Source organism: Ruoffia halotolerans (assembly GCF_014049385.1).
In the GTDB taxonomy this organism is placed as follows: domain Bacteria; phylum Bacillota; class Bacilli; order Lactobacillales; family Aerococcaceae; genus Ruoffia; species Ruoffia halotolerans.
The window spans coordinates 1-15,752 of sequence record NZ_JACAOA010000038.1; the positions used below are offsets into that span (position 1 = coordinate 1).

Below are 15,752 nucleotides of genomic sequence, written 5' to 3' on the forward strand. Positions count from 1 at the left end.
TTATTAAAATTTTATTTATTTTTAAAGGTATGAATTTAATGAAATTAGCATAAAGATGTATTTCATAATTACCCCAATTGTCATTATATAGGAGATATTGGCTAATAATATTGATTTCAGATGTGTTCAATGGTGTATTACTATATAAATTTATAGATTGTTCAATAAATATTCTAAAATGAGTATAAAATATGCTGTCGAAATTCTCTTTTTTTTCGTTTAATTCTTCTAATTTTTTATTCAAAAAGTAAATATCTTCATTTACTAATCCAGGGGCTAAGCTATTTAAAACTCATATATTGAAACAGAATTGTAAAATGAAGCTAATCTATAAAACTCTTCAGGGCTTACCTTTAACCTTTGAAGTAAAGCAAATAATTTATCAGCTGAAATGCCAGATTTACCAGTTTCAAAATTTGAAAGAAATGGTTGTGAAACAATACCTTTGGCAGTATCTTTTAAAGTTAATTGTTTTTCTAATCGTAAATTTCTGAAAATTGGTCCTAATGATTGCATATGAATTTATCCTTCCCAAATAAATTAAAGTAAAATTAAATTATTAAAATCATAAAATGGTTGCATGATACTATAGAGTTATTAAAACTCAAGGAGGCGTAAGTATTAAAAGTAAGGCGTTAAAGCTTATTTGTCTGATTTTAGTGTGTTTAATTTCTGTTGATGGGTTTCAAAATGGCCAATTTATACCTACTGATGATGACGAAGTAATAGTGCTCCCAGAATGAGTAATATTGAGGAATAAAGTTTTATTGATTCCACATTAGTATAACTGTTACAGGTTTATTGTTATTTAGTTATCATTGTTATGCGACTCAATGATGATATTTGAATTTTGCAATAGAAGGAAAATTCAAAAGTACACATTAACAATTATACTTAAAAATTTTATATTTTAAAAGGAGAATTCTGATGTTCGATTATATAAAAGATACGATATTAGAAAATAAGATATTAATAATTATTTTCATTATATTCATAATTATTAGAAGTCTTATATTTCCGTTCTATAGTATCGAAGGAGCTTCAATGGATTATACATTAGAACATGGAGAGAAGGTAATTGGAACAAATTATTTTGAAATCGATCGATTTGATATAGTCATTATGGATGTTCCAGAATTAGATAAGTACTATATTAAAAGAATTATTGGATTACCAGGTGATCGTATTGAATACAAAAATGATGAACTTTATATAAACAATGAGTTGGTAACAGAGCCATATTTAGAAACTAAAAAAGAAGAATGGAAGCAGTTTACAGAAGATCTTATTATTGAAAAAGTACCTGATGATGAATATTTTGTTCTAGGTGATAATCGTCGAAATTCAAAAGATAGTAGAGATATGGGGACTATACCTAAGAAAAATATTTTATCAGAAGCATTACTTATTTATTGGCCATTAAATAAAGTAAATTTAATAAAATGACTAAATAAACCATGTAATACTTTAAACTTACATAGAAAAGTATACTAGAGATTCACAAAAATATTCAAGAGGAGCACAAATGTTAATGCTAAATTAGATTCAACAATATTTGCTAGATAAGTTTCGGCACTTTATTTCATAAAAAAATAATTCAGTTATACTTTTACAGTATCAATTGAATTGGGTGATGAAAGGTGAACGAAAAAAAGATGAGTATTTATCACGAAATCCATCGATTGCATCGATTGGGATTCAACAAAAGTCAAATTGAACGAAAGGTTGGCGTAAATCAAGATACGGTGAGAAAATATCTAGAAAAAGACTTTGAGGAAATGACTGAAGGGACATATATATTACAAAATCGAACCAAGAAAATGGATCCTTACGCAGATATTATTCTTGAGTGGCTGAAGGAGCTTAGATACTTCTATTACTTTCAAAATCAGCTTATATTTCAAGATATTTATTTTTCAGTTTGAATATATAACTATAAATTTGTAATTAAATAAAAATGAGATAGGAGACTAGAACATGAAAAAAATAGTATTAGTATTGGGGATTATAGGTTTTCTGGTAGGCATGCCAGTGCATGAGGTTGAAACTGTAAGTGCTCAAGAAGTTGAATCCTCAAGTGAAGTAAATAATTCCGTTCCGAATAGTCAAGGTATTTACGTAAATGTATATGAAACCTTTTGGTTTCCGCCTTCAAGCATTATTTACGATAAAAATGGGCTATATGGAACATTATATTTTAATGATAGAGTGAGCAATGACTTTTTTTACAATGCTTATAAATATTCTGGATGGGTTTATCCAAAAGGTGGTGGACCGTCAGTAGGATATAGTGTTATACCTGAATCAGAATAATTAAGCGTAATCGATTTTTTTTCATTATTAATCAGTTTTAGATTAGAATTTGAATTTTACCAAGTTCTAATCTTTTTGTATGTTAAGATTAAGAACATAAAGGGTTTATGAAAAATTGATTTAGAAAAAAACATACTATTATAAATTGCGAAGCGTTGATTTAATAATGTATAAAGGAAGATAATATTGAATAGAAAAATTTTAAATTCATTTGTATGGAAATTACTAGAGAGAGGTGGAGCTCAGGCTGTACAAGTATTCATGCAACTCATTTTAGCTAGATTACTTGGTCCTGAAATTCTAGGAAGAATGGCTATAATATTAGTATTCACTAATATTTTTTTAGTTTTCATAGAAGGTGGATTCAATACTGCACTAATCCAGAAGAAGAAAGTGGATGCATTAGATTATTCAACAGTTCTAGTATTCAGTGTATTGGTGTCGATATTTTTTTATCTATTATTATATGTATTGGCTCCCATTATAGGAAACTTTTACAATGATAATGAACTCAGTACAATCATTCGAATTTTAGGCGTTGTATTGTTTCCACTAGGTTACAATTCAATCCAAATTGCTTATATATCTAGAAATCAGAATTTCAAACCACTTTTCTTATCAAGCTCGATGTCCTTGTTTATTTCTGGTGGTGTTGCTGTTGTATTAGCACTAAATGGTTTTGGTATATGGGTTTTAGTGATACAGCAAATTATAAGTAGTTATTTAAACCCGATATTATTAAATCGTATCATTAAATTTAAAGTGAATCTTAAATTCTCACTGAATCGCCTTAGGAGTATGTTTAAATTTGGGATTGGTATATTGGCAGGTAACTTAATCTACAGTCTTTATTTGGATTTGAGAAAATTATTAATTGGAAAAGTATATAGTACCGAAGATTTAGGTTTTTATCAAAGAGGTGAGCTAATACCAAAATCAGTCGTCACAAACTTTGATAAAGTTTTACAAAGTATTATTTTTCCAACGCTATCTTCATTACAAGATGAACACAGCAAAATGAAGCATATAATAAAAAAGACGATGGAAGTCTCAGCTTTTATTATTTATCCCATAGGTATTGGTTTATTTATAGTCTCTGAGCCGTTAATCATTGTTATATTAACGGACGAATGGCTGGAGGCGGTACCGTATTTAAGGGTATTTGCGATAACGTATTCTTTATGGCCCTTACTTTCATTAAATTTACAGTCAATTAAGGCACTTGGTAAAAGCGATTTAATTGTAAAAATGGAATTTACTAAAAGGGTCGTTGGTTTATTACTGATTATTATTACTCTCCCATATGGGCCTTATTATATCGCTTTAGGAACTTTGATAGAGAGAATTATTGAATTGTTTATCAATGCGTATCCCAATAGGAAATTGATTAATTTTACACTCTCTGAGCAGTTTATGGTAACATTACCCTCATTAACTTCAGCTATTGTGATGTTAATCATCGTTTACCCAATAAATTTTTTAACGATCAGTATGTACTATAAGTTAATCTTAGAAATTTCATTAGGCATCATTGTATACTTACTTGCCTCAACGCAAATAAATAAAAATTTGTTGAAATATTTTATCAAAGTGCTTAAACAAAAATGAGTATTTGTTTAATGGTTGATGATAGGAAATTGAGTTAGAATTGTAGGTAATAAGTAACCCATCAGTTGCGAGAAGTTATTCGTGAAAAAATTGGATAAACTATATTATTTATAATATGATGTTAAAGCGTTTTAACAATGGAATGGCTCTATTGATTAGTGGGAGGGTGGTCATCGCTAATAAGAGAGGCTTATTATTTCCTACCGTATCTAATTGAGGAAGAAGGGCACTGTAGATGAGTGGCATGCTTTCTAGCAGCAGTGGATATCATAACCACATCGATCGATTAGATATCTCCTGTAATAAACGTTTATATCAATGCTAATATAGGTAATGATTTTAGTAAAATAGAATGGAGGACATCATGAATCGAATGACATGGATTGGTTTGATATTATTGACCGCTGCACTTTTAATAGGACGTTTTTACCTATTTTGAATACCTGGATAACTGATATCTTATTAGTGTAAAGAGCAATTATAAAATGTCAAGTCTGTCATTCATACTGAAAGAGAGTCTGCGATTAACTTAGAACAAGAATTGCAGCAAATCATCCAATCTTTCACCACAGCACCGGTTGACTTTACTTACCGTAATACTAAAGCTCTGACTAATCAACTAACACATTCGATTGTTACGATCGTGACAGAGGCCTTTACGAATATTAATAAACATTCTGATGCGACCGCTGTAACCATTTGCTTTATTGAACTAGTTGATAAATGGACTTTACTTATCTTAGATAATGGGAAGAATTCCAGTCATAAAGATAGCCCATTAAAATCAGAGGGGATCGGACTTTTGAATATGGAAGAACGTGTGAAAATGTTAAATGGGACGCTATTTATAAGCAATGAGAAAGGCTTTAGAATATTCATTACAATACCTATGGAGGAAATGGAAGAATGAAGATTATAGTTATCGATGATGATGCGATGGTAACAAATGGTATTAAGACCATTATCGAGATGGTCACTCAAAACAATGACAATCCTTATAAAGTAGTAGCAACTGGTAAGACTGGGGAAGATGCACTAACATTATATCCACTACACAATCCTGATATAGTCTTATTAGATATTCGCATGCCGATTATGAATGGCATTGATGCAGGGCGAACCCTAATTAAAGAGTACCCAAATGCTAAGATTATTTACTTAACTACATTCTTGGAAGATGAGTATATTATTGAAGCATTAAAGATTGGGGCTAAGGGTTACTTAATGAAAACAGACTTCGATAGCTTAATACCAGCAATTGAACCTGTATCTAACGGACATAGAGTATACGGAGATGAGATTGTCGCGAAGATTCCATCATTTCTATCCTCAGATCAAAAAGAAAAAGGGCAAAGCCAGACAGAACATCAATCCCTCAGTGAACAAGAAGTGGAGTTAATACATTGGGTAGCCCAAGGATTAAATAATAAAGAAATCGCTGAGCAAATGCATTTCTCAGAAGGAACAATCAGAAACTACTTATCGAACCTATTAGAGAAGTTAGAATTAAGAGACCGCACACAACTAGCGATTTATTATTTTAAGAATATGGGGGAGTAGGAGGAGCCAAGTGATTGCTTCTTTTTTTGTTTGATGAGCTAGGAACCTAGGTATTCAGGTTGAGTAACCTAGATTTTTTTGATGCAAAGAGAGGATGCAATCGGATTTGTTGAAATTGATGCTTACTAAAAAATGTAGGATACAAAAATGTTGTATTAGATATTAATAAGCAGTTAGTAGTTTCTTCTTTTAGGAATTTTCCTTTAGTTCAAGTTCAACAGAATTTATCAAATTATTGATTGTTTTTTCATAAGCCCGACCTAATGTGTCATTATTAAACTGGTAGATGATATCAATAGCGCGGTCTGTGTATTTTTTGCCTTCAGTAATCTTGCCTTGCGCAATCATTGCTTTGCCTTTTAGGTATTGTAATTTATTGATCTCATAGAAATAAGGTGTATTGTTTAAATCATCAAGCAGTTCGTTAATCATATCAATTGCTAGAAATGTTTCTCGTTCCTTAATTAATTTATTGATGAAGTTAGTTTGGATGATAACAACAGAGTGCTTATAATTTCCTTCATCAACATAATTGGCTGCAGATGTCTTAGCTTTCTTTAAGAGAAGCCTATTAATATCTAAGGGGATAAACTTAATAAAGTTAGTGTAGAGATATACTTCATAGCTCCCCCAGTAATCATTGGCCATCAAATAATTGATGATTGTGTTTGTATTTGTTTGATTGATGGGTAGATCAGTTAAGTGATCGATAAAGTGAGTTATAAGGATTTTGTAGTGAGTATAGAATAAGGAATCATATTTATTTTTATTCTCATCAAGCTCAGTTAATTTTTGATTAAGTAGGCGTACATCATCATTACGAAAAGCGGGTGTTAAACTCGCAATAAATTCTTGAATCGGTGTAGAATTATAATTAGACACTAAACGGTAGAACTCTTTGGGATCAACTTTTAATCGTTGAAGTAAAGCTAATAAGTTGGAGGCAGAAATATCATTTTTTTCATTTTCAAATTTAGAAAGAAAAGAGACAGATACAATATCCTTACTAACTTCTTCAAGAGTTAAGCCTTTCGATTTTCGAATTCGTTTAAAGAGTGGACCAATATGCTGCATGATATATACTCCTTTGCGTTTGAACTATAGTCAAATATTAGAATATGTTAATAATACTTATGATAAGATGAATTTATAAAATGTCAAGGAGGGATAATATAATCAAGCTTAAGTTTTTTACTGCCGTCTGTTTTTTATTAGTCACTCTCAATATCACTAGTTATTCAAAAGTAATATCATTTCCAATGGATGATGATGATGATTATGTCCCGTATATTATTAAACATTTATGACTTAAAAAGATCTTTAATAATATATTACAAGGAGAAGGTTGATGTTGGTTCTACTTTTTCTTAGTTCAATGTAACTTAGAATTCAATATACTATTCAAAATATTTAATTAGAACTATGCCAATTGTCATTAAAAAGTTCAGATAATTATTAGTAATCGATAAAATAAGTAACTGAATGTACATTAGGAGGAAAAAGATGAATAAATTAAGAAGTAACAATTATAAAATATTTAGATTATTAATTCTTGCGATAACATTAATTCAGCTTGGGACATTCACTACAACGGTATCTGCTAAATTAGTTCTCATATCATATAGATATGATGAAAACAAAATTACTGGAAATCTTACAAATTATCATAATTATTTATATCGCGATGTTCCAGATAATGCATATATATCTTCAACGATAACTCGTATTGTAGAAGAGGGATGGAATTACATTAGGTTTGAGAAAATTAATAATTATAATTGGTGATTTATGTAGTTTAAGTAGGTGTCATCAGTGATTGAGTTATTAGACATACCCATTAAATTTAAAAGTCCATTCTAATAAATGTTAGTGTTACGTTCCAAGAGGGCAATTTTTATGGTCTTGGTGGAGCCAATGGTTCAAGAATGAGCTCAGTCCTTAATGCTATAGTTAAGCTAATTGAGTATGAAGGATAGATTGAAGTGAGTGGTCTAAACGTAACGCAGGCTCAAAGTTCTATTCAAAAGGTAATGTATTTAGAATATTCCGAGTGGTTTGACTATAACTTAACAGCAATGGACTACCATAAGCTATATTCAAAATTATGGAAGTCTGAGCTTGACTTGGATGGAGAGATTAATTATTGGGGCATGAAAGACTATGTCAATCGAAAGATTGACAAATACTCTTTAGAAATGCGGAAAAAACTACTGCCAAGTTTATGTGCACTTTCCTCGGCAAGATATCTAATTATGGATGAACTGATTAACGACTTAAACTAGGATACAGTTGTCTTGTTCAAACGGTGGCTGGAAAAAAATATCAGGAAAACAAATCTTATTTACTTCGCACTATCATGATACTATTTTTGAATTGTGTGATGCGGTGTAGGAGATTGAAAACTATCAATTGAAGCCTGTAGAGCAGTGAGGAGGATAATCCATGATATTGTTAGAGTTTTATAGTAAAAAAATTTACCGTAATAAATTTAATTTGATTCTATTGGTGATTTTAGCTGTAATTATGGGACTTTCACTTTATTTTAATAACAATTCCAACTCACTGATTTCTACTGTTAAGATGGAGCAAAATGATTTAAAAGCGATGCAAAGCAATATAGCTAATAACGCAGAACAAAATGCAGCTTTTACAGAACAGATAGAAAATAATGAGCGGTTTTTTTCATATTATGAATCAGGAGAGTATTCAAAAGCCTATGCGACGCGAATTGAAAAATTAGTCAAGATTAGAGAAATTAGTGCTAACACTACTAATATTGAAAGCGATTTAAGGGTTTTAGATGAGATAATAGCGGAGTTAGAAGCACTGGCTGAACATAACCTAGAGTATGATTCTGTCTTTACCCCAACCAAAGGATTTAACTTTATGGCCTATTCAACAGTTAATTCTCTGGTGCCGTATTTGTTAATTCCATCTTTAATATTAATAATGACTAGTTTGTTTACTGACTCTTATAAGCGTAATCTTAATATTGATCTGACGTATCCACTTAAGTTAACAGAATTAAGAATGAGTAAATTTGTCACTGCCTTATTCTATTCAATCATCAGTTACTTAATCTATATGTTAGTCAGTTTTGGGTTGTCTTCATTAATTTCTGGAATAGGGTCTTTTAATTACCCATTAGTAGCTTATGGTGAAGATGGCATATCAATGCATGTTTACGATACATTGACTATTATGCTAGGAAGTATTGCCATACATTTCTTATTGTTAGTACTATTGGTATTACTTGTTTTGTTGCTTTCAGATTATATCCGTAATCGTCTCTATTTATTTTTTGTAATTTTACTGATTGTCTATTCTCAAGTTTTAGTTGTACCTTTAATTCCGCCTTTATATGGAATAAGTCATTTATTTCCTTTCTACTATTTAAATGCGAAGTCCATCATTAGTTATGAATCAGCTTTCTTACTAGGTAATTTAAATTTGAATTTTAAAACAGGTATATTAGTGATTACAGGTTATATTGTTTTATTATCTTCGATAATTTTTACGAACAATTTTAAAAATCAGAAAAGGATGGAGAATTAAAATGAAAAAATTACTATGTTTATTATTTGTATTAGTTACAATTACAAGTGTAGGAGCTACTTCAGCTAGTGCACAAGTTACGAAAGAGGTTATAAGTTCTTACTATTATGAATATAATAAGTTCACTGGTAATACTAGAAATTATGGGTATACATGGATTTTTGTGCCTGCCTCAGCATACATCACTGAAATTGCTGACAATTTTATTAGTGAGAATTTAACTTATATCACTCACAAAAGAAATTACTTTTATTCAAGATATAACTAAAAATTTCATATAACTATTCAATGATTAGTACTATAAAGAATATTTACAAACTTAATAGATTGTGACAACTATTCTTTAGTTGATCACAAAATGTTTTGTTGCATTTTAGAGTGATTTGGTACATTCAAGATGATATTTAATACTATTACTATATAATTGTATTAGTAGACAATGGAGAATAGGAATTACTAAATTTAAGAACGTTCATAAAAATTGTTTCTTGTCAGTATTATCAGGGGAGGTATCATCAATGATTCAGTTATCGGATGTATCCATTCAATTTGAAGAGCCCATTCTAACGAATGTTAGTGTTACATTCCAAGAAGGGAAGATTTATGGTCTTGTTGGAGCTAATGGTTCCGGCAAGAGCTCAGTTCTTCGTGCTATTGCAAGGCTAATCAAGTATGAAGGGAAGATTGAGGTAGGTGGTTCAAACGTAACGCAGGCTCAGAGTGGATTTCAAAAGGTAATGTATTTTGAACATTCTGAGTGGTTTGACTATAACTTAACAGCAATGGACTACCTTAAGCTATATTCAAAATTATGGAAGTCTGAAGTAGAGTTGAAAGAAGTGGTATCTTATTGGGGTATGGAAGATTATGTTAATCGCAAGATTGGCAAATATTCTTTAGGGATGCGCCAAAAACTACTGCTAAGTTTATATGCACTTTCTACGTCAAGATATCTGATTATGGATGAACCGACTAATGGCTTAGATAAAGATGCTGTTATTTTATTCAAACAATGGCTAGAAAAAGAAAAAGTATCAGGCAAACTCATTGTATTTACCTCACACTATCATGATACTATTTTTGAATTGTGTGATGCAGTGTATGAGATTGAAAACCATCAATTGAATCTCGTAGATCAGTGAGGAGGGTAAGCTATGATATTATTAGATTTTTATAGTAAAAAGATTTATCGGAATAAGTTCAACTTGATCTTATTAGTGGTTCTAGGGGTAGTTATGGGTGTGTTGTTATATTTTAATACCTTATCCAATACGCTAGCTCTCTTTGTTGAATCAGAGCTTGGGGCTATGAACGAGCAACTAGCTACGACGACGAATCAAGAACAAATCGCATCTATTGAACAACAGATTGAAAATAATGAACTGTTTTTAGCTTATTATGAATCGGGTCAATATTCTGAAGCCTACAAGACGCGAATTGAAAAATTACACAGAGTAAGAGATATTACAGTGAGAACAACGAATAATGATAGCGAATTAAGACAATGGGATGAATCAATTGCTGAGCTTGAAGTACTTGCAGAGCATAACCTGCAATATGACTCAGTTCATTCTCCAACAAAAGGCTTTCAATTTATGACATATTCGACAGCCAATTCTTTGATTCCTTACTTATTAATCCCTTCTTTAATACTAATAATGGCAAGTTTGTTTACTGATTCTTATAAACGTAATCTCAATATTGATCTAACTTATCCACTTAAGTTAACAGAATTAAGAATGAGTAAATTCACCACTGCTTTATTTTACTCTGTAATCAGTTACTTACTTTATATGTTAATAAGCTTTGGTCTTTCCTCGTTAATCTCCGGGGTAGGGTCTTTAGACTATCCATTCGTAGCTTATGCTAAAGATGGTATATCAATGCATGTTTATGATACGTTGACCATTTTACAAGGAAGTATCATCCTACATTTCTTATTGTTAGTACTACTAGTCTTACTCGTTTTGTTGCTTTCTGATTATATCCGTAATCGTCTTTATTTATTCTTTGTAATGTTATTGCTTGTCTTTTCTCAAGTATTAGTGATACCTTTAGTTCCGCCATTATATGGTATAAGTCATTTATTTCCTTTCTTGTATTTGGATGCGAAGTCCATCATTAGTTACGAATCAGCATTCTTGCTGGGGAATTTAAACTTGAATTTCACCACTGGTATTATAGTGGTTGTGGGGTGGATTGTTGTCTTAGCTGCGATGATTCTTATAAAAGATTTGAAGAAACAAAAAGATATGTAATGCTAACTAGTATAAAAAATACATCGATCCATAAGAGAGCAAATCTCTATGAATTGATGTATTTTATTTATTAATATTCAGTTTGGTTATCTTGTCGTTGTCTCTTTTGTTCGTCTGAGATAGCTAGGAGTTTGTCATGTAATTCATTCTCCATAGCTGTTAATTCTTGTTCAGCTAGACGACGTTGTTGGCGACCTGTTTTTTGGATTTCTAAGGTTTCTTCTAAGGCTCCAACAAGGTTGGCTTGAGTTTTACGTAATGTATCGATATCAATCACTCCTCGTTCTGCTTCGCGAGCAATATCAACTGTACTTTGTTTCAACATTTCAGAATTCTTAAGTAACAAGTTGTTCGTTGTCTCAGACACTTGGCGTTGTGATGTGGCCGCGTTTTGTTGTCTAAGTAAGGCTAGGGCAATTGTAATTTGGTTCTCCCATAATGGGATAGCCGTATGGACGGATACTTGAATCTTTTCTGCCAGAACTTGGTTCGTGTTTTGAATCATTCGAATTTGTGGTGCTTGTTGAATAGTCATTTGACGTGTTAAGCGTAGATCATGTGTTCGCTTGTCCAAGCGGTCTAAGAATTGATTTAAGTCGTTCACTTTTTGAACTTCCATTTGATCTTGAGTCTGACGTGCTTTTTCGATGGCTGCTGGGATGACTTCGTTTTGAAGTTGTTCCATCTTAACTTCTCCGGCAGCAATGTAGACATTTAAAGCGTCAAAGTAATCTTTATTTTTATTATAGAATTGTTCTAACATCTGATTGTCATTTAACAATTCCGTTTTTTCGCGTTCTAAGCGAATAGCCACTCGGTCAATTTGGCTCCCAATTTGTTGGTAACGCATTTGAGTTTCAGTAATTGAACTCTTTACACGTTTGAAAACACGTTGGAAGATGTTTGGTTCAGCTGTTAGTTGACGTGGGTCAGATTCTTGTAGTTTAGTCATTAACTCTGTAAGAACATCACCGACTTCTCCCGTATCTTTTAATTGGACTTGTTGAAGGATTGAGCGGGAGAATTCACTTAATTTTTTCTGTGCATTTGATCCATAAGCGATGATGGCACCCATATTCGTTTCATCAATTTGTTTAGCTAAGTCTTGCGCTTGTTTTTGACGATGTTCTGGTAAACGTTCGATTAACTTTTCATTGGTTACTTGACGTTTAGCAATCATTTCTTGATCAGCTAGGTCTTTTTCAAGCGTTTGCTCGATAGTTTCATCGAAGGGATTGGCTAGTAATTCATCAAATTCAGATGATTCTTGTTGCGTTGGTTGAACAGGTTCATTAATAGAACCGTGTTCTTGTTCTAATAGTTCGTCGAATAAGTCTTTTTCTTCAGTCATATTTTTCTACTCCTTCGTCTCGATGTCATCATCTTTGTCCATATTATTCCAATCTTCTAATATATCATCAACTGATTTAGACGGTTCATTTGTTTGCTGGCGATTTAAAGTACGGTTAGCTAAATTAATCTCGTCATCTAAATCTTGATAAGTCGCTTTGTGGAAGCTAATATAATCTTCAGTTAAGCGTTCAGCTAATTCTTCAATTGTTTGAGCACTTTTTTCTAGAATCAGATACGTTTGTTTGTTCTTAGCAATGTGTTTGCTTACTTCATTGTATTTCTTAGTTAAATCATCTAAGGAAGGGAAAATACGGTATATAACATCTCCGGCTTCACTGAAGCGTTTAGGTTCTTTGACAATGTCTTGAAAGAATTGCTTACTTATTTCAATCGTATTGTGTCTAACATCAATGGCACGTAATTTAGCAGTGGCGCTCATTTGTTTTTCAATCGAGATAATATGTTCACGCGCTTGGGCTAATTGTTCTCTAAAGTATGAAATCTCTTCATCACTTAAACCAGCTTCACGATAATGTTGAATTTTATCTGTTGCTTTGGATCTATAAAAAGGGTTTTTGGTAAAAGATTTTGGCTGATTCACAAATATCTTATCAATGATAAAAGTCATAACTCCAAACCCAAAAAGGGTGGTTAGACATAAGATAAAGAGTAATATTATATTATTTATCATATGATAATCCACTTCAAAAATCGCATTAAGACCTGCCCCCGCAAGACTTAAAAGCGAAAATAAATAGACAATGGTTTGTAAAACATGGGGATTGTCATTAGTTTGATGGTTATATAGACGTGATAATGTTGAAATTGAACCAAGGGTCATAACGATGACGATGGTTAGGTAAATAAGTGAGTAGGGTAAATATGTTGAGCCGGATAGCAGTATCCCAAGGAATAGTAAAATTACAATAATCATGGGAACATTTCTGCGCTTACGACTTGATTTATTTGTATGTGGTCGTTTCATAATTAATCCTCCATTTAATTTTTTTTTTTAATGTTCATCATAATTTAAGTTTATCATAGAGCATTGAATCATTTATCGGACTAGAGACCCATATTTAAAAATTGGGCATATAAATTTAACCAAAAAGTCATGCATTACACACAGAACTTGTCTATACTTACATTTACAGAAGATTGAAAGGTGGATTGAAGTCTTTACTTGTATTATAGAGGAAGAGGCGCTACAATTTGTCTTATATTTATTAGGAGGTAGATGATGTATTCGAATCCAGAACATATCCCATTCTTACAAGATGGAGCTTTAAGAGAAAGTGAATTAATCTATGATGGGGCAATCTTACAATTGTATCGAAATCAAATCGAATTAGAGAACGGGCGACTTGCTTACCGTGAATTAATTAATCATCAATCAGCAGTCGGTATTTTAGCGATCACACCGCGCGATACTGCAATACTTGTGAAGCAATATCGACCTGCAGTAGTCGATCACATTATTGAAATACCTGCGGGTTTAAGAGATTACATTGAGGGTAGAGAAGAAGATGCACTCCTAGCAGCTAAGCGTGAACTTGAAGAAGAGACTGGCTATCAGGCGAACGATTGGACGGAATTAGGTAGTTTTTATGTGTCTCCAGGTTTTATTAATGAAAAGGTAACCGTATTTGTTGCGGAAGGCTTAATTAAAGTCGAAAATCCACTTGCTCAAGATGAGGACGAACAGATTGAATTAGTTGAATATACTCGTCAAGAAGTGAAGACTATGTTAGAAAATGACGAAGTGAGGGATATGAAGACTTCACTTGCTTTAAATTACTGGCTATATCAAAAGGGTGAATAAAATGTTTAATAGAAAACGAAATAGTGACTATGAAGATTATTTAGATTATGATAATAATCAAGAAGAAGAGCTAGAATTTGATGAAACACGTGAATATCAGATTAATCCAGATGAAACATATGAGGAGAATCAGTGGCCAAGTGAAGAGGATTACTCCTATTATCAAGAGCAACAAGATGACTTCAATCCTGAATATGAAACAAGAAGTCAAAGATATGCAAATGATGAACAAGAAATTCCATATGAAACAAATTATGAAAGTGAAATACCAGAAGAATATACAGAAGATAATGACGAGCAAGAAGCATCAAGAATGAGTCAAAACAATGCAATGCCAAGACGTGCGAAGTATAATGCTCGAATCGATCGCTTCTTAAACAATGGGATTATCATTGTTGGCGTATTATTAATTATCGTGTTAGTCATTGCATTCTTACTATAAAATACATAAAAGAAAGAGGAATAATTATGATTATTGGGCTAATTGGAGCGATGGAAGAAGAGATTCGCGAGTTAAAAAAAACGATTAAAAATCAAGAACACACTGAGCAATTCGGTGTAGAATTTATTAGAGGTAATATGGAAGGCAAAGAAGTTGTTCTCGTATTATCAGGGATTGGGAAAGTAAACGTAACAATCACAGTGACATTATTAAAACAATTATTCAGTGTGACACATATTATTAATACAGGATCAGCTGGAGCACTGGACTCTGCTTTAGAAGTTGGAGATATTGTAATCGCCCATTCATTAACTTATCATGATGTCGATGTGACCGGCTTTAATTATGAGCTTGGACAAATGGCTGGAATGCCAGCGCAATATTATCCCGATACTGAAATGGTAAGAATAGCTCAAAATGCATGTCGTGAGATTGGCTTAGAACCTTATATCGGACAAATTGTTTCGGGAGATCAATTTATTTCAACACAAGAACAAAAGTCAGAAATATTAAATAATTTCCCGTTAGCTCGAGCGGCTGAAATGGAATCAACTGCGATTGCTCAAGCAGCATATGTTATGGGAGTCCCATTTGTTATTATTCGTGCGATTTCAGATTCAGCTAATGATGAAGCTTCAGTTACATTCGATGAATTCATTGTTACTGCAGGTAAAGTATCTGCCACAATGGTGATGGCAACTGTTGCAGCCTTATAATTTACAATTTAAGGACGATGCCTCCTAAGAAATTAGGGGGTGTTTTTTTATGGTTAAAAAACCTTTTATTAAAATTGAATTAAAAATGTTGACTTATTTATTTATATATCTTATTATAAATTCAT

The 15,752-nt window shown here is 32.0% G+C and carries 19 protein-coding genes; 14 read left to right on the forward strand and 5 right to left on the reverse strand.

What is annotated here, in order from left to right; all coding sequences use genetic code 11:
• Together HW423_RS09980 and HW423_RS09985 are read right to left on the reverse strand one after the other, a co-directional pair.
• Nucleotides 1-244, reverse strand: a 244-nt coding sequence (locus HW423_RS09980; RefSeq protein WP_408014891.1) for an Rgg family transcriptional regulator, incomplete at its 3' end; no start/stop codon positions are given.
• 41 nt (nt 245-285) lie between these two features.
• On the reverse strand, nt 286-516 hold the full coding sequence (locus HW423_RS09985) for a helix-turn-helix domain-containing protein (RefSeq protein WP_218931764.1): 231 nt from the start codon (nt 514-516) through the stop codon (nt 286-288).
• 411 nt (nt 517-927) lie between these two features.
• Here HW423_RS09985 and lepB point away from each other — a divergent pair, with 411 nt between their 5' ends.
• The 6 genes from lepB (at nt 928) to HW423_RS10015 (ending at nt 5,481) form a co-directional block, all read left to right on the forward strand.
• Nucleotides 928-1,446, forward strand: a complete 519-nt coding sequence (gene lepB / locus HW423_RS09990) for a signal peptidase I (protein ID WP_218931765.1) — start codon at nt 928-930, stop codon at nt 1,444-1,446.
• A 209-nt stretch (nt 1,447-1,655) separates the two neighbouring features.
• On the forward strand, nt 1,656-1,925 hold the full coding sequence (locus tag HW423_RS09995) for a hypothetical protein (protein ID WP_218931766.1): 270 nt from the start codon (nt 1,656-1,658) through the stop codon (nt 1,923-1,925).
• 52 nt (nt 1,926-1,977) lie between these two features.
• Nucleotides 1,978-2,313, forward strand: coding sequence for a hypothetical protein (locus HW423_RS10000; RefSeq protein WP_218931767.1), 336 nt, complete (start codon nt 1,978-1,980; stop codon nt 2,311-2,313).
• Nucleotides 2,314-2,499: 186 nt separating this feature from the next.
• A complete protein-coding gene (locus HW423_RS10005; protein ID WP_218931768.1) occupies nt 2,500-3,921 on the forward strand; it encodes a lipopolysaccharide biosynthesis protein in 1,422 nt (473 codons plus the stop codon).
• A gap of 541 nt (nt 3,922-4,462) precedes the next feature.
• Nucleotides 4,463-4,831, forward strand: a complete 369-nt coding sequence (locus HW423_RS10010) for a sensor histidine kinase (protein WP_218931769.1) — start codon at nt 4,463-4,465, stop codon at nt 4,829-4,831.
• Nucleotides 4,828-5,481, forward strand: coding sequence for a response regulator transcription factor (locus tag HW423_RS10015; protein ID WP_218931770.1), 654 nt, complete (start codon nt 4,828-4,830; stop codon nt 5,479-5,481). The genes HW423_RS10010 and HW423_RS10015 overlap by 4 nt, the downstream gene beginning before the upstream one ends.
• Before the next feature lie 189 nt (nt 5,482-5,670).
• Here HW423_RS10015 and HW423_RS10020 read toward each other — a convergent pair whose 3' ends face one another.
• The gene (locus HW423_RS10020; RefSeq protein WP_218931771.1) at nt 5,671-6,555 is read right to left on the reverse strand and encodes a helix-turn-helix domain-containing protein; all 885 of its coding nucleotides are present in this window, start codon (nt 6,553-6,555) and stop codon (nt 5,671-5,673) included.
• Between the two features lie 429 nt (nt 6,556-6,984).
• On the opposite strand from HW423_RS10020, the gene HW423_RS10025 reads away from it, so the two are divergent.
• The 5 genes from HW423_RS10025 to HW423_RS10045 all read left to right on the forward strand — a co-directional run bounded on the left by HW423_RS10025 (nt 6,985) and on the right by HW423_RS10045 (nt 11,294).
• Nucleotides 6,985-7,266, forward strand: a complete 282-nt coding sequence (locus tag HW423_RS10025) for a hypothetical protein (protein WP_218931772.1) — start codon at nt 6,985-6,987, stop codon at nt 7,264-7,266.
• A 657-nt stretch (nt 7,267-7,923) separates the two neighbouring features.
• A complete protein-coding gene (locus HW423_RS10030) occupies nt 7,924-9,036 on the forward strand; it encodes a hypothetical protein (RefSeq protein ID WP_218931773.1) in 1,113 nt (370 codons plus the stop codon).
• Between the two features lies 1 nt (nt 9,037).
• Complete coding sequence (locus HW423_RS10035; RefSeq protein ID WP_218931774.1) at nt 9,038-9,304, forward strand: hypothetical protein; 267 nt, start codon at nt 9,038-9,040, stop codon at nt 9,302-9,304.
• A gap of 250 nt (nt 9,305-9,554) precedes the next feature.
• Nucleotides 9,555-10,178: an ATP-binding cassette domain-containing protein gene (locus HW423_RS10040; protein ID WP_218931775.1), complete on the forward strand. Its 624-nt coding sequence runs from the start codon at nt 9,555-9,557 to the stop codon at nt 10,176-10,178.
• Between the two features lie 12 nt (nt 10,179-10,190).
• Entirely contained in the window at nt 10,191-11,294 is a 1,104-nt protein-coding gene (locus tag HW423_RS10045) for a hypothetical protein (protein ID WP_218931776.1), read from the forward strand.
• Between the two features lie 70 nt (nt 11,295-11,364).
• Here the strand turns inward: HW423_RS10045 and HW423_RS10050 are convergent, their stop codons facing one another.
• The gene (locus tag HW423_RS10050) at nt 11,365-12,645 is read right to left on the reverse strand and encodes a toxic anion resistance protein (RefSeq protein ID WP_218931777.1); all 1,281 of its coding nucleotides are present in this window, start codon (nt 12,643-12,645) and stop codon (nt 11,365-11,367) included.
• Nucleotides 12,646-12,651: 6 nt separating this feature from the next.
• On the reverse strand, nt 12,652-13,632 hold the full coding sequence (locus HW423_RS10055) for a 5-bromo-4-chloroindolyl phosphate hydrolysis family protein (protein WP_218931778.1): 981 nt from the start codon (nt 13,630-13,632) through the stop codon (nt 12,652-12,654).
• A 255-nt stretch (nt 13,633-13,887) separates the two neighbouring features.
• Between HW423_RS10055 and HW423_RS10060 the strand changes: the two genes are divergently transcribed.
• From HW423_RS10060 to HW423_RS10070, 3 genes are read left to right on the forward strand one after another with little or no spacing between them, the layout of a single operon-like run.
• Nucleotides 13,888-14,469, forward strand: coding sequence for an NUDIX hydrolase (locus HW423_RS10060; RefSeq protein WP_218931779.1), 582 nt, complete (start codon nt 13,888-13,890; stop codon nt 14,467-14,469).
• A gap of 1 nt (nt 14,470) precedes the next feature.
• The gene (locus tag HW423_RS10065; RefSeq protein WP_218931780.1) at nt 14,471-14,911 is read left to right on the forward strand and encodes a hypothetical protein; all 441 of its coding nucleotides are present in this window, start codon (nt 14,471-14,473) and stop codon (nt 14,909-14,911) included.
• A 26-nt stretch (nt 14,912-14,937) separates the two neighbouring features.
• On the forward strand, nt 14,938-15,627 hold the full coding sequence (locus HW423_RS10070) for a 5'-methylthioadenosine/adenosylhomocysteine nucleosidase (protein ID WP_218931781.1): 690 nt from the start codon (nt 14,938-14,940) through the stop codon (nt 15,625-15,627).
• Nucleotides 15,628-15,752 lie beyond the last annotated feature (125 nt).